Source organism: Streptomyces sp. NPDC002386, assembly GCF_053593175.1.
The window spans coordinates 25,692-40,368 of record NZ_JBSFBX010000024.1; the positions used below are offsets into that span (position 1 = coordinate 25,692).

Here is a 14,677-nt window from a genome sequence, read left to right on the forward strand (position 1 = left end):
GCCATGGCCCTCACACTCCCCCGCCCGCACCGCGACGACTGGCGCATCGCCGTAGGCGGCCTTCTCGGCGGGGTGCTGCTCTGGGTTCTCGGCATCCGTCCGCGCACGCCCTCGGACGGTCTCGTGCTCTGGGACGTCTCATGGGCGCCGCTGGTGCCGCTCGCGGTGACCGCCGCCTGCGAGCCGCTGCGCCGCACCGCGCCCCGCGCCGGTCTGCTGATCGGCACCGCCGCGCTGATCCTGGACACGGTGACCTGCGGCAGCATCGTCACCGTCGTGCTGTACACCGATCTGGTGTACGCGGCTGTCCTCTACGGCACCCCGGCCTCCGCCCGCCGCATCCCCTGGATCACCGGCATGCTGACGGTCGTCGGCGGGGTCCTGCCGGCCGCGCTGTGGCGCGATCCGCAGGCTCTGCTGATCGGCGTGGGCATCGGCGTGGTGGCGTTCGCGCCCGCCGCCACCGGCTGGGTGGTCCGCAACCATCGCGACGCGGCCGAGGCTGCGCGGCTGCGGGCCGAACAGATCGCGCTGCTGGCGGAGATGGACCGGGCCCAGGCGGTCACCGCCGAGCGGGCGCGGATGGCCCGGGAGCTGCACGACGTGATCGCCAACCACCTGTCCGCGATCGCCATCCACTCCACCGCCGCGCTCTCCCTCGGCGACCCGGAGACGTCGAAGGGCGCGCTGGGCGTGATCCGGGAGAACAGCGTGGCCGGACTGGCCGAGATGCGGCGGCTCATCGGGATCCTGCGGGACAACGACGGCGATCTCGAACCCGCGGCCACCCCGACCCTCGACGGCCTCGGGGGACTCGTCGGCGGGGCCCGCGCCAACGGCCTCGACGTGACCCTGGACGCCGGTCACGACGCGGTGCCCGCCCCCGTGGAACTGGCCGCGTACCGGGTCGTGCAGGAGTCCCTCACCAATGCCCTCAAGCACGCGGCGAAGGGGCGCGTCCACATCGGCCTCCGGCAGCGAAGCGGCACCTTGGACGTGCGCGTGACCAGCCCCTACCGGTCCGGTGATACGGCCCGCGCACCCGGATCGGGTGCCGGTCTGACGGGGATGCGGGAGCGGGCGACGCTGCTCGGCGGCACCTTCGCCGCCGGGCCCGACGGCGACGTGTGGACCGTACACGCCACCTTTCCACTCACCGAGGGAGACGCCGCATGATCCGAGTACTCGTCGCCGAGGACCAGGCAGCCGTCCGCGCCGGACTCGTCCTGATCCTGCGCAGCGCGCCGGACATCGAGGTGGCCGGCGAGGCGGCGGACGGCGAGCAGGCGGTGGAACTCGCGCGTGAGCTGCGCCCCGACCTGGTCCTGATGGACGTGTCGATGCCACGCCTGGACGGGGTGGCGGCGACCAGGCGTATCAGCGACGAGGGCCTCGCGGATGTACTGGTGCTGACCACGTTCGATCTCGACGAGTACGTCTTCGGGGCGCTGCAGGCGGGGGCGGCCGGGTTCCTGCTGAAGAACACCGAGGCCGCGGACCTGCTGGCCGCTGTCCGTACGGTGGCGCGCGGGGAGGGGATCGTCGCCCCCGCGGTCACCCGGAGGCTGATCGCCGAGTTCGCCGCGAGGCCGGTGCGCGGGGCGAACGGTGACCCCGCCGTGCTGGACGGGCTCACCCGGCGCGAGCGGGAGGTGCTGTCCTGCGTCGGCGAGGGCTTGTCCAACGCCGAGATCGCCCGGCGCCTCTCGATGGCGGAGGGCACTGTGAAGACGCACGTCAGCCGTATGCTGGCGAAGCTCGAGCTGCGCAGCCGGGTGCAAGCGGCCGTGTTGGCGCAGGATTTGGGGATCTAGGCTCTACTGGGACGCGGCCGCTGCCGCGGTCACGCTCGCCGTCGTAACTCACGGCCGGTCCGCCGTCGTCCGCGCTCGAGGCGCAGGACGCCATCGCCGTCGTCCACCGCGGACGTCGACGTCACAGTCACCCTTGGCACCGGCACCGCCCTGCCCGGGAACACCGCCGAACACGCTGCCCACCGGCCGCCCCCTCCGTAATTCGTTTGCCATGGCTGCGGGGCAACGCTGCACTGGGGCCGGACACCGCGCAGTCGCGGTGCCGAAATCCGAGGAGGCCACGGCGGCAATGGAGATCCGTTCAACGACCGATGAGGACCTCGAGGGCTTCATCTCCACAGTCCATGCCGCGTTCGGGCGCTTTCCGGAAACCCCGATCGAAGGTGGTGGGCTCTGGTGGTCGGCGCTCGAGACGGACCGCTGTCTGCTCGCCGTGACGACCGACGGGCTGCCTGTCGGCACCGCCGCCGCTTACTCCTTCGAGCTCACCCTGCCCGGTGAGACCCTCGTCCCGGCCGCCGGGGTGACCGCCGTCGGCGTCCTGCCGTCGCATCGGCGCCAGGGCGTACTGACCGCGATGATGCGGCATCAGCTGGCCCAGTTGCGGGCCCGTGACGAATTCCTCGCCGTACTGCTGGCCTCTGAGGCCCCGATCTACGGCAGGTTCGGCTATGGGCCTGCTACCTACACGGCGCGGCTGACGGTACCGCGCCATGAGGCTGCCCTCGCCGTTCCGCGGGCGCGTGGCGGGGCCGGCGCTCCCGCGACCGGCTCGGACGGCGGCTCCATCGAGGTGCTCAGACGTGCCGAATGCGGACACATACTGGAAGAGGTCTACGACAGGTATCGCCGCTCACAGCCCGGCGCGCTGTCCCGACCGCACCGATGGTGGACCTTGCGAGCGGGGCAGCCCCCCCATCTCGCCGGCCCCACGATATGTGGTCGTTCACCGCGACGCCGAAGGGGTCCCCGACGGGTACGCCAGCTACGCGATCGAGTCCGGCACCCTCACGGTCGATGAGACCATCACCACTGGCGACGCAGTCTTCACAGCCATGGCCTGGTTCCTACTCGGACACGACCTCGTCTCTCGGGTGGTGTTCAAACACGTCCCGCCCGATCATCCACTTCGCTGGCAGCTCTTGGACTTCCGCGCCGGTGAGGTGAGCGGCGACACCGACTGGCTCTGGGTCCGGCTGCTGGACATTCCGCGTGCTCTGACGGCGCGCGGCTGGTTCGTGGACGGCGAGCTCGTCCTCGACGTGGAAGACCCCTTCCTTGGCGAGCACGGCCGCTACCTGCTGACCGTCCAGGACGGCAAGGCCGACTGCGTTCCCACGAATCGGGAGCCCGACCTGTCCCTGGACGTGAGCGACCTCGGTTCGGTGTACCTCGGCGGCGTCGCCCCGAGCACGCTTGTGCGGGCCGGACATATCCGGGCCCACAGCCTGGGCGCTGCCGCCCAGGCCGACGCACTCTTCCGCGCCGAGCGCTCCCCCCAGTGCCTGCACTGGTTCTGACCACGCCCCCGCCGGTCGCATGTGGGTCGATCCAGGCACGCCGCAGGTTGGCGTTGCTCTGCTCCGGGCGAGCGCCTGTCGGGCAGCCGTCCCCACAGTGGCCGGACGTCGGGGCATCGACTCAGTTCCACGCTTGGCGCGTCCGCTCTCGCCTCCCCTTGCGTGCGCAGGTCCCGCGCGAGTCCGTTCAGGGCCTGGGCGCGTCCAGCTTCGGCTTCCGCTTCACGTCGGTCACCTTCACGTCCTCCGCCTCCGGGACCCCGAACATTTCGACGATCGCCCCGCTGCTGGTGCCGGTGACCTCCAGAACCAAGTGGTCGCCCATGAAGCGCAGGTCGAGCCTTGCCCGTGGCGCGCCCGCGTGGTTCGGCATCTGGTGAATCCGCGACGCCGGGTAGTTCAGGCCCGTCAGCTGCTTCTGCATCGCCTGATAGCTGGTCGTCTCCGTGTTGTCGAACGCCTCACGGACCCGCCTTGCGTGCGCTCTACCGCTGCACTTCTCGGTGCCGGTCAGCGGCACCTCCCGGAGCGACGGCTTGGCGCTGGACGGGGTCGACTCCGGCGGCCCGGGAGCATCCGAAGGAAGTGGAACGCGAATGTCGCCGTCGGCGTTCGCGACCCCAGGCGGAGTCTCGCCCGGCCCGTATCTCGGTGCGGGCGCATTCTCCCAACCGGGCAGGTCCTCCGGCTCGGGCGGTGCACCATCACCCTTGTCGACGGCAGCGTCTGGGGCGCACTCCAGCGTGACGCGGTTGATCAGCCCGAGGAACCGCATCTCCGGACCGTTTCGCGGAGCATCCAGCGGGGTCGTCGTCGCCGCGACGGCGCTGCTCGCGGGAGTTCGACCAGCGGCGGCGTGCCGCGTTCCGCAGCCGGACAGGACGACGCAGCCGAGCGCGGCCACCAGAACAGGCTTCGAGAGGTATGTCGATCGCATGCACGCAACATGCAGGAAGCCGATCACTGCCCACATGAGTACCCATACTCACCTCCAGCCGGGTAACTCACGCCGTACTCAACTCTGCTGAGGGCCTCGCATCGCGATCGTGGGAGCCGTTTGGCGACGTGAGGGCGCTCGGCACCCTTGTACTGGTAGTACTGCCACTGCTGTGCGACGGTGGGATGCGGTTGGCCCGTAGAACGCGATTCACCCTCGGCGATATCCCGGGCATCTGCATGGGCGGGCACACCAACGTCCCCCAGTACGCCGGGGACGCCGCAGCTCACTTCTTCACTCGACACCTGAAGTGAGCCCGGGCCGCCGGGCATCGAAGGCAGGCCGGGGCTCGCTACGGTGCTGTTGCCGCCCCGGGCGGGGCGGCCCGCAGGGCAGGAACCCGCGCCGGCCGATGCGTGGACTGTCCGCTACAGGGGGTGGCGACCCGCGATGGCGCCGCCCGGATCGTCCATCAGGGCGATTCGGGCCGTGATGCGCTTGCCGACCGGCTCCCGCTGGGCTTCGAAGCCCTGGCAGACTGCCATGACGATCTCCAGGCCGTGCTGCCCGACACGGCCGACGTCCGCGGCCCGGGCGATGGGCAGCACCGGGTCGGAGTCCCACACCGCGACCTCGACGGTGTCTCCGGCGATCCGCAGGTCCAGGAGCACCGGTCCCGGAGCGTACTTGCGTGCGTTGGTGACCAGTTCGCTGACCACCAACTGGGTCAGATCCATGGCGCGCTCGGAGACCGGCAGTCCGTGGGAAGCCTGGACGCGGATGAGGAAGTCGGCAGCCAAGCGGCGCGCCTGAGCGATGACCGAGCCGTCCCCTTCCAGGGCCGCGGTGGCCTGCAAGGCCTGCTCGCCCGGCGTGCTGCCACTGGGACCCGCCGGCGCCGGCCGGATCGCGGTCATCTTCGATATCCCGTTCACAGTTCCGGCGAATACCCCCTCCGGCAGGAATGATGCCCGGTGGGCCGAATTACCCTGGGGCGGGTGAGCCCGCCGGGTGGTTGCTGACCTCTCACGCCGCGGTCACCGCCTTCGCTCCTACTCGTTCCGTCCAAGCGGTCAGCTCGGTATGTGCGGACCAACGCGCCGTTTGCGTACGTGAGGCGGTCCAGCCGCTCGGCGAAGCCTGTCCGCAAGTCGCGCCGACTGAGCGAATCAGCCTCTTGCCCTCGCTCGAATCACCGGCCGACGACGTTCCCGCTGTTGCCTCCCGGTGCTGGTGGCGGTGGCACCGCAGGGACGCGAGAGGGACCGCTCCGTGCAGCCCGTACCGGGCCCCTCAGAGCCTCCACGGAAGCGCGGACCCACCGGCCACGAACCCGCCGCAGGACCGGTGTCGCCGACCGGTGGCTGCCCGCTGCGATGCAGCAGGACGGAAGCAAGGGGCACGTGCAGAGAGCGCTTCCATGCCGTTGTCGCTCGTGAAGTAGGGTGACGACGCGAAAGGAGCGTGAGCAGTGCGAGAGCAGGTCACCATGGCGGACGTCGCACGGGTCGCCGGCGTATCGACCGCTACGGTTTCCTATGTCCTGTCCGGCAAGCGGCCTGTCTCCCCGGTGACGCGTGCGGCGGTCGAGGCCGCCATCGCCGACCTCGGGTTCGCCGTGAACACCGCGGCGCGCAGCCTGAGGACCGGACGGTCGAGCCTGGTGGCGCTGATCGTGCCCGACATCGCCAACCCGTTCTTCGCGCAGCTCGCGGCCACGCTCCAGGAAGAACTCCGCGGCCTGGGCATGCACGTCGTCGTCTGCAACACCCGGGCCGACCGCGAGGAGGAGCGGGCGCTGTTGGCGGAGGCCGTGCAGCAGCGCTTCGCCGGGGTGGTGATCACTCCGTTCCGGCTGCTGCCCAAGGATCTGGACACCCTGTCGAGGGCCGGCATCCCGACCGTCGTGAGCGCGGATGTGCCCTTCGGGGCCGTCGATCAGGTGACGCCCGACGCCAGGGCCGCGACCCGGCAGGCGCTGGAGGGGGTGACCGCCGCGAAACGCCGCCGCATAGCGGTGATCGCCGGGCCTCGGGACGCCACCGGCGGCGACCCGCGTCTGGAGCTTCTGCGTGCACTCGCCCGCCAGTTCGGCACCTCCCTGCCCGGAGCGCTCGTGGTGCGCGGCGAGCACACCCGGGAGGCGGGAGCCGCCGGGTTCGCCGAGCTGATGAGCCGGCGCTACCCGCCGGACGCGGTGTTCTGCTCCAACGACGTGATCGCGGTCGGTGCCCTGGACAAGGCGCACGAGCTCGGCATCGACGTACCCGGCGACGTGGCGCTCGTGGGTCACGACGACGCCTCCTTCGCCTCGTTGGTGCGGCCGCAGCTGACGACGATCCGCTATCCCGCGGAGGACGTCGGCCGCGCGGCCGCCCAGCTGCTCAGGGAGCGTTTCGAGGGGCGGCGCGTACCCAAGACCGTCCGGGTGAAGGCCGAGTTCGTCGCACGGGCCTCGGTCTGAGCGGTGCACGCCCGCCGAGGCGTCCCACCCACCCCGACACCACACCGCCGTGGCCCGGCGCCCACCGTAGCGTAATCGATTGCGCCTGACGAGAGTGATGTGCGACGCATGCTCATCGACACGGTGAATCGCAGGTCATGGCGTGTTTGAGGGCTCGTTCTCGATCCCGTCGAGTGCGTCACGAAGTGGACTCGTTGCAAGAAATTTTCGCTCGACCTGTTGACTTCTGTGGATTCCCGTTGTGAAGGTTGCCGCCATTGCTTGTCGGAGCGGGACAACCGGTGCAAGGAGCAACCTCATGGCGACACGCGAGCACACTTCATCCCTGATCAGACGGTCGCTGGTCAGGCGCTGCATGATCGGTGCGGCGGTCATGGCACTCGCCATGACGACCGGCTGCGGCAGCGGTGGCGGCGGAGAGGACGACGCCGCGGCAGGCTCGTCCTGCAAGCCGTCCTCCGGCAAGGTGACACTGCAGTACTGGTCGTGGGTCCCCGGCATGCAGAAGGCCGTGGACCTGTGGAACAGCGAGCACCCCGACGTGCAGGTCAAGCTGAAGACCACCCCGGCCGGCAACGCGGGCACCTACCAGAACATGTCCAACGCCCTGAAGGCCGGCAACGCCCCCGATCTCGGCCAGATCGAGTACGACTCACTGGCGAGCTTCCGTCTCAAGGACGGGCTGCGCGACATCGCCAAGTGTCCCGGAGTGGACGCCGCCCAGAGCAAGTTCGTCGACTGGACGTGGTCGCAGGTCGGCTTCGGAGCCAACGGCAAGGACGGCATCTGGGCGGTCCCCCAGGACACCGGCCCGATGGCGCTGTTCTACCGCAAGGACATCTTCGACAAGCTCGGCCTGAAGGCCCCCAAGACGTGGGACGAGTACGCGGCCGACGCGGTCAAGATCAAGAAGGCCGGCAAGTACATCACGCACTACTCGCAGACCGACCCGAACTGGTTCACCGGCCTGCTGTGGCAGAACAAGGCCAACATGTTCCAGCGCAGCGGCGACTCCTGGAAGGTCACGGTCGACCGGCCCGAGAGCCGGCAGGTGGCCGACTACTGGCAGAAGCTGATCGACGACAAGCTCGTCGCCACCGACCTGCAGGGCTTCTCGCCCGCGCTGTACAAGTCCTGGAACGACGGCGAGGTCGTCACCTGGATCAGCGCGGCCTGGGGCTACAGCACCATCCGCGACAACGCCAAGTCCACGGCGGGCAAGTGGGCGGTGGCCCCCATGCCGCAGTGGCACCCGGGCGACCAGCAGGCCGGCAACTGGGGCGGCTCGACCACGGCCGTGCTCTCCGGCAGCAAGCACCCCGCGGAGGCCGCCCAATTCGCGCTGTGGCTCAACAGTGACCCCAAGGCACTGGAGATCCTCAACCGTGAGGGTGGGCTCTATCCGGCCGCGAAGGGGGGCCTTGACCTCCCGGCGCTGAAGCAGCCGGTCGACTTCTACGGCAAGCAGCGGATCTTCGACGTCTTCGCCAAGGCATCGGCCAACGTGGACAACGGCTTCACCTGGGGGCCGACGATGACCGACACCTATCGCTTCATCAGCGACGGCACCGCGGGCGCCGTCGGCGGCAAGGGCACGCTGGCCGACGTACTGAAGCAGACCCAGTCCCAGAGCGTGGAGTCGCTGCGCAAGCAGTCCCTCGACGTGACCGGCTGACCCGGTCGTCCCCACCCCGGAGCGTCCCCGCCGCCCCCACCGCGGCGGGGGCGGTCCCCTCCCTGCCGAAGGCCCTCTCGTGACCACCACCGCCCCTCCCCGGGCGCGCCGCAGACCCGCGCGCCAGGCCCTCGCCCCCTACGCCTTCCTCCTGCCCTTCCTCATCCCGTTCGTCCTGTTCACCCTGGTGCCGGTCGGATACGCCTTCTGGCAGAGCCTGCACAAGACCGAGCGCACGGGCGGCACCTTCGGGCACACCCACTCGGTGTTCGCCGGCTTCGAGCAGTACGCCGACGTCGTGCACGAGCCCTTCTTCGGCGACAGCGTCGTGCGCGTCGGTGTGTTCGCACTGGTGCAGATACCGGTCATGCTGCTGCTCGCGCTGGTCCTGGCCCTGCTGCTGGACTCCACCGTGGCCCGGCTCAGGCGCTTCTTCCGCCTGGTGTACTTCGTCCCGTACGGCATTCCCGGCGTCGTCGCGGCAGTGATGTGGGCCTTCCTCTACGACCCCCGGCTCTCGCCGATCGTGGAGATGCTGAGGTCGGCCGGCGCGCAGGTCGACCTGCTCGGCTCCCACCTCATCCTGTTCTCCATCGGCAACGTGGTGACCTGGACCTACACCGGCTACAACATGCTCATCCTCTACTCGGCCCTGCAGGCCCTCCCGGCCGACATCGGCGAGGCGGCCCGCGTCGACGGAGCGGGCGGCTGGACGATCGTCACCCGGATCAAGATCCCGATGATCCGCCCGGCACTCGTGCTCACCGGGGTGTTCTCCATCATCGGCACCTTCCAGCTGTTCACCGAGCCCCAGGTCTTCCGGACCATCTCCACCAGCGTCACCAGTACCTACACGCCCAACCTGGCGGCCTACTCGCTGGCGTCGGGCGACAACTACAGCGAGGCGGCCGCCCTGTCGGTCCTGCTCGCCGTCGTGACCTTTCTGCTGTCGTTCGCGTTTCTGCGCCTGACCTCCAGGAGGCAGGGATGAGCATCCTCACCCGCGTCGAAGGAGCCCACGCCACCACCAAGCGGGGCCGGGGCGCTCCCGGGCGGCTCTCCGTAGTGGCCGCGGTGGCCTTCATGGTCCTGGCCGCCTGCTACATGCTGCTGCCGGTCTACTGGCTGCTCGTCTCCTCCACCAAGAGCCAGGGCGACCTCGTCTCCACCCCCGGACTGCTGCCCGCGCACTGGCACCTCGGTGACAACCTCGCCGCGCTGTTCGCGCAGCAGGACGGCGTCTTCGCCCGCTGGCTGCTCAACAGCCTGCTCTACGCCGGAGCTGGCTCGGCGGTCGCCACCACGCTGGCCGCGGCTGCCGGGTACGCCCTGGCCAAGTACGAGTTCCGGGGGCGCGAGGCGGTGTTCTCCGTCGTTCTCGGCGGGGTCCTGGTGCCCGCGAGCGCCCTCGCCCTGCCGCTGTTCCTGCTGTTCGCCCAGGTGAACGCCACCAACACCTTCTGGTCGGTGTTCCTCCCCAGCATCGTCAGCCCCTTCGGTGTCTACCTCGCCCGGATCTTCGCCACGGCCTCGGTGCCGGACGAGGTGATCGAGGCGGCCCGCATGGACGGCGCCGGCGAACTGCGCATCTTCCGCACCATCGCCCTGCGCCTGATGTCCCCGGCACTGGTGACCGTCTTCCTGTTCCAGTTCGTCGTCATCTGGAACAACTTCCTGCTGCCCCTGGTCATGCTCCAGGACGACGATCTCTACCCCGTGACCCTCGGCCTGTTCACGTGGCAGTCGCAGACCAGCCGGCTGCCCCAGCTCCAGACCCTGACCATCGTGGGTGCCCTGATCTCGGTCGTACCCATCGTGCTCACCTTCCTGCTCCTGCAGCGCTACTGGCGGGCCGGCCTCGCCGCAGGGGCGGTGAAGTCGTGACCCGCACCCCGGACCACCCGCCGACCGTCCACCCCCTGACCGCGCTCACCCGCAAGCTGGGCTCCATCGCCTACGGCGGGGACTACAACCCCGAACAATGGCCGAGGCACGTATGGCAGGAGGACGTCCGCCTCATGCGGGAAGCGGGCGTCAACCTCGTCACCGTCGGCGTCTTCTCCTGGTCGCGCATCCAGCCGCGCCCCGGCACCTACGACTTCGGTCTGCTGGACGAGGTGCTCGACCTGCTCCACGCCAACGGCATCGCCGTGGACCTCGCCACCGCGACCGCGGCCCCGCCCCCGTGGTTCACGCACCTGCACCCGGACGCCCGGCCGGTCACCGCCTCCGGCACCCGGCTCGCCCACGGCAGCCGCCAGGTCTTCTGCCCGAGCCACCCTGCCTACGCCGAGGCCGCCGACGCCCTCGTCACCGCGCTGGCCGAGCGGTACGCGAGCCACCCCGCCGTCGTCCTGTGGCACGTGCACAACGAGTTCGGCAACCACAACGCCCTGTGCTACTGCGACACCAGCGCCGCCGCGTTCCGGCGGTGGCTGCGGGAGCGCTACACCACCCTGGACACCCTCAACGAGGTGTGGGGCACCGACTTCTGGGGCCAACGCTACGGCGACTGGGAGGAGATCGACCCGCCGCGGGACACGACCGCCTTCCGCAATCCCGGGCAGGACCTGGACTACCGCCGCTTCTCCTCCGACGCGCTCCTGGCACGCCACCGTGCCGAGGCCGCCCTGCTGCGGCGCCTCGCGCCCGGCATCCCGCTGACCACCAATCACCTGGGTACGCTGGAGAAGAAGGTGGACGCCCACTCCTTCGCCGCGGACTGCGACCTCGTCTCCCTGGACCACTATCTGCCCGCGGCCGACCCGGACGGCCACATCGACCTGGCGCTGAACGCGGACCTCGCGCGGGGCATGGCCGGCGGACGCCCGTGGCTGCTCATGGAGCACTCCACCTCCGCCGTCAACTGGCAGCCCGTCAACGTGGCCAAGCAGCCGGGGGAGATGCGCCGCAACAGCCTCACGCACCTCGCCCGCGGCGCCGACGGCGTCATGTTCTTCCAGTGGCGGCAGTCCCGGGCGGGCGCCGAGAAGTGGCACTCCGCGATGCTCCCGCACGGCGGCACGGACACCCGGATCTGGAGAGAGGTGCGCGGCCTCGGCGCGGACCTGGCCGCCCTCGGCGAGGTGACGGGGACCCGGGTCGAGGCGGACGTCGCGCTGCTCTTCGACTGGCACAACTGGTGGGCGCTGGAAATGGACGCCCGCCCCTGCGGACCCATGCGCTACCTCGACACGGTCCGTGACTGGTACGAGGCCCTGTGGCGGCTGAACATCACCTGCGACGTGGTCGCGCCCGGTGCCGACCTCACGTCCTACAAGGCCGTCGTCGCGCCCAACCTCTATCTGCTGGCCGACGAGCACGCCGACGCCCTCACCGGGTACGTGCGCGACGGAGGGCACCTCGCGGTCGGCTGCTTCAGCGGAGTCGTCGACGCCCATGACCGAGTCCACCTCGGCGGCTACCCGGGCGCACTGCGAGAGGTACTCGGACTGCGGATCGACGAATACCTGCCGCTGCGCCCCGGTGACACCGTCTCCCTCAGCGACGGCTCGACGGCCGGGCAGTGGGCCGAACGCGTCGAGCCGCGCGGCTGCGCACCGGTGCTGCGCTTCGCGAACGGCTCCGACGGCGGTCCGGCCGCAGGTGGTCCCGCGCTCACCCGGCACACCTACGGCGCGGGGACGAGCTGGTACGTGGCCACCCGGGCGTCAGGGGCGACGCTGCGGGAGCTCGTCCGGCGAATCGGCGAGGAGGCCGGACTGCGGCCCGTCGCCGACGTACCCGACGGGGTCGAGGCGGTCCGCCGGTCCGGCCCGGACGGCTCCTACCTCTTCCTCGTCAACCACGGCGAGGATCCCGTCAAGGTCCTGGTCGAGGGGACCGGTCTCCTCGACGCCGCCGGTGACGGCTCCTTCACGGAGATCCCCGCGGGAGGCGTGGCCGTCGTCCGCGAGGGTCCCGCCCAGCCGCGTTCCTGAACAGCGCGCCGACACCCGCCGCGTCCCCCGTCCGTCACCGAGGAGTGTCCTCATGCCCGCCCCCGTGTCCTCACCAGCACCGCCCGCAAGCGTGGAGTTCGACGAACCCAGCGGCACGGTGGTGCTGCGCACCGACGCCTCCTGCTACGTCCTGCGGGTGGACCGCGCGGAGGGCACTGTGCGTCACGTCCACTGGGGGGCTCCCGTCCCCCCGGCCGACGCGGCGGCGCTGCCGGTGTGGGCCGGCCACGACAACAGTTTCGAGGGACGCCACGACGGAGTCGAGGAGTACCCCGTAGAAGGGGGCGCCCGGTTCGGCGTCCCGGCCCTGGAGGTCCGGTTCGCCGACGGCAGCAGCCCCCTCGAACCCCGCGTCGAGGACGTCCGGATCGCCGACGGCAACCACCTGGTGGTCGCACTGCGCGACCGATCCCGGCCCCTGGCCTGGGAGCTGCACTACCGGGTGCCGCCCGGCGGGGACGTGATCGAACGCTGGACGGAACTCACCCACACCGCCGAACCGGACGCGGAGCCGCTGCACCTGACGCGGTATTCCTCCGCCCACTGGCCGCTGCCTCAGCGGCCCGGCTGGCGGCTGTCATGCGTCCACGGCGGATGGTCAGCCGAGAACCGTCTGGAGCGGACGACGCTGGCGGTCGGGGAGACCACGCTGACCACTCGGCGCGGCCACACCGGCCACCACGCCAGCCCGTGGGTCGTGCTCGACGCCGGGCACGCCGACGAGGAACACGGCGAGGTGTGGGCCACGGCACTCGCCACCAGCGGCAGTTGGCGACTGACGGTCCAGCGCACCGCGGCCCGCCGTGCCGGTGTCGTAGCCTCGGAGGGACACGAGGGTGTCGAGATCCCCCTCGCACCCGGTCAGCGGTACGTCTCCCCCGTCAGCGTGGCGGTGTACGCCGCGGGCGGCTTCGGCGGCGTCAGCCGTGCCCTGCACACCTACGTACGGCGGCACGTCCTGCCGCACCCGGACGAACTCCGGCCGGTGCTCTACAACTCGTGGGAGGCCACCTCCTTCGAGGTGGACGAGGACAACCAGCTCGCGCTGGCCCGCCGCGCCGCGTCACTGGGCGCGGAAATGTTCGTGGTCGACGACGGCTGGTTCGGCGCCAGGGACGACGACCGCGCGGGACTCGGCGACTGGACCCCGCACCGGCGGCGGTTCCCCCGCGGACTGCGACCCCTGGCCGACGAGGTGCACCGGCTGGGCATGTCGTTCGGCGTGTGGGTGGAGCCGGAGATGGTCAACACCGACAGCGACCTGTTCCGCGCCCACCCCGACTGGGTGCTGCACCTCCCCGACCGTGACGCCACCGAGCTGCGCAACCAGCTGGTGCTGGACTTCTCCCGGCCGGAGGTGACCGACTGGGCCTACGGGTGGCTGCACGCTCTGGTCGCCGACAACGGCGTGGACTTCCTCAAGTGGGACTTCAACCGCTCGTTCACGGAGGCGGGCGGCCACGGCGGCCGGCCCGCCCGGCAGGTGTACATCGAGCATGCCCGCGGGGTGTACCGGCTGCTCGACCGGCTGAGAGCCGCCTTCCCCGCGCTGCGCGTCGAGGCGTGCGCCGGCGGCGGCGGCCGGACGGACCTGGGCATGCTCCGCCGCACCGACCAGGTCTGGACCTCGGACAACACCGACGCGGTGGACCGGCTGACCATCCAGCACGGCTTCAGCCAGGTGTACCCGGCGGGAGTCATGTCCGCCTGGGTGACCGACAGCCCCAACCCGCTGACGGGGCGCTCGGTCCCGCTCGCCTTCCGCTTCCACTCAGCCATGGCGGGAGTCCTCGGCATCGGGGGCGACCTGACCCGGTGGACGGCCGCGGAGCTCGAGGAGGCGGCCCGGCTGGTCCAGCGGTACAAGGACGTCCGTCCGCTGGTGCAGCACGGCCGCCAGGACCGGCTGCTGGCTCCGGGCGAGGGGGCGCTGACGGCCGTCCAGTACACCGACTCCGAGGCCGGCCGTGCCGCGGTGTTCGTCTGGCGGTGCAGCGCCTCCTTCGGGCCGTCCCACCCTCCGCTGCGGCTGCGCGGCCTGCACCCCGAGGCCCGGTACCGGGACGAGGACACCGGGGTCGAGTGGTCCGGGGCCACACTGATCGGCTACGGCCTGCCGGTCCCGGCCCTTCCGGACGGTGACTGCGCGAGCACCCTGGTGGTACTGCACCGGACGACGTAGACGGCCCTGATCCGTCCACCGTGTCGCGCGGCCTGCCACGGCACGCCTGTGTGGCGCTGCTCCCGGCTGCGCACGAGACTGAGAGGTACCAGGTCCGGTAGGCGACGACGTGTGGCGAGACGG

At 70.8% G+C, this 14,677-nt stretch carries 10 protein-coding genes and 1 pseudogene; 9 read left to right on the forward strand and 2 right to left on the reverse strand.

All coding sequences use genetic code 11. From position 1 onward, the window contains the following. The first annotated feature begins 3 nt into the window (after positions 1 to 3). From ACWCPN_RS33125 to ACWCPN_RS33135, 3 genes and pseudogenes are all read left to right on the forward strand, one after another. Positions 4 to 1,176, forward strand: coding sequence for a sensor histidine kinase (locus tag ACWCPN_RS33125; protein WP_451213932.1), 1,173 nt, complete (start codon positions 4 to 6; stop codon positions 1,174 to 1,176). Continuing rightward, positions 1,173 to 1,814, forward strand: a complete 642-nt coding sequence (locus ACWCPN_RS33130; protein WP_451213935.1) for a response regulator — start codon at positions 1,173 to 1,175, stop codon at positions 1,812 to 1,814. The genes ACWCPN_RS33125 and ACWCPN_RS33130 overlap by 4 nt, the downstream gene beginning before the upstream one ends. A 289-nt stretch (positions 1,815 to 2,103) precedes the next feature. After that, positions 2,104 to 3,334, forward strand: a pseudogene (locus ACWCPN_RS33135) (GNAT family N-acetyltransferase). A 187-nt stretch (positions 3,335 to 3,521) separates the two neighbouring features. On the opposite strand, the gene ACWCPN_RS33140 reads toward ACWCPN_RS33135, so the two are convergent. Then, positions 3,522 to 4,271 carry a hypothetical protein gene (locus tag ACWCPN_RS33140; RefSeq protein WP_451213938.1) on the reverse strand — a complete coding sequence of 250 codons (750 nt, stop codon included), beginning with the start codon at positions 4,269 to 4,271 and terminating at the stop codon, positions 3,522 to 3,524. A 428-nt stretch (positions 4,272 to 4,699) separates the two neighbouring features. Beyond that, on the reverse strand, positions 4,700 to 5,188 hold the full coding sequence (locus ACWCPN_RS33145) for an ATP-binding protein (RefSeq protein ID WP_451213941.1): 489 nt from the start codon (positions 5,186 to 5,188) through the stop codon (positions 4,700 to 4,702). Positions 5,189 to 5,742: 554 nt separating this feature from the next. Between ACWCPN_RS33145 and ACWCPN_RS33150 the strand changes: the two genes are divergently transcribed. From ACWCPN_RS33150 to ACWCPN_RS33175, 6 genes are all read left to right on the forward strand, one after another. Beyond that, the gene (locus tag ACWCPN_RS33150) at positions 5,743 to 6,735 is read left to right on the forward strand and encodes a LacI family DNA-binding transcriptional regulator (RefSeq protein WP_451213944.1); all 993 of its coding nucleotides are present in this window, start codon (positions 5,743 to 5,745) and stop codon (positions 6,733 to 6,735) included. Between the two features lie 298 nt (positions 6,736 to 7,033). Beyond that, positions 7,034 to 8,410, forward strand: coding sequence for an ABC transporter substrate-binding protein (locus tag ACWCPN_RS33155; protein ID WP_451213947.1), 1,377 nt, complete (start codon positions 7,034 to 7,036; stop codon positions 8,408 to 8,410). A gap of 79 nt (positions 8,411 to 8,489) precedes the next feature. Further along, positions 8,490 to 9,401, forward strand: coding sequence for a carbohydrate ABC transporter permease (locus tag ACWCPN_RS33160; RefSeq protein ID WP_365127964.1), 912 nt, complete (start codon positions 8,490 to 8,492; stop codon positions 9,399 to 9,401). Beyond that, the gene (locus ACWCPN_RS33165; RefSeq protein WP_451213950.1) at positions 9,398 to 10,294 is read left to right on the forward strand and encodes a carbohydrate ABC transporter permease; all 897 of its coding nucleotides are present in this window, start codon (positions 9,398 to 9,400) and stop codon (positions 10,292 to 10,294) included. The genes ACWCPN_RS33160 and ACWCPN_RS33165 overlap by 4 nt, the downstream gene beginning before the upstream one ends. Further along, positions 10,291 to 12,351 carry a beta-galactosidase gene (locus tag ACWCPN_RS33170; protein ID WP_451213953.1) on the forward strand — a complete coding sequence of 687 codons (2,061 nt, stop codon included), beginning with the start codon at positions 10,291 to 10,293 and terminating at the stop codon, positions 12,349 to 12,351. Before ACWCPN_RS33165 ends, ACWCPN_RS33170 begins: the two co-directional genes overlap by 4 nt. A gap of 52 nt (positions 12,352 to 12,403) precedes the next feature. Further along, positions 12,404 to 14,554 (forward strand): alpha-galactosidase, encoded by a 2,151-nt coding sequence (locus ACWCPN_RS33175; RefSeq protein ID WP_451213956.1) that lies wholly within the window; start codon positions 12,404 to 12,406, stop codon positions 14,552 to 14,554. Positions 14,555 to 14,677: the final 123 nt, after the last annotated feature.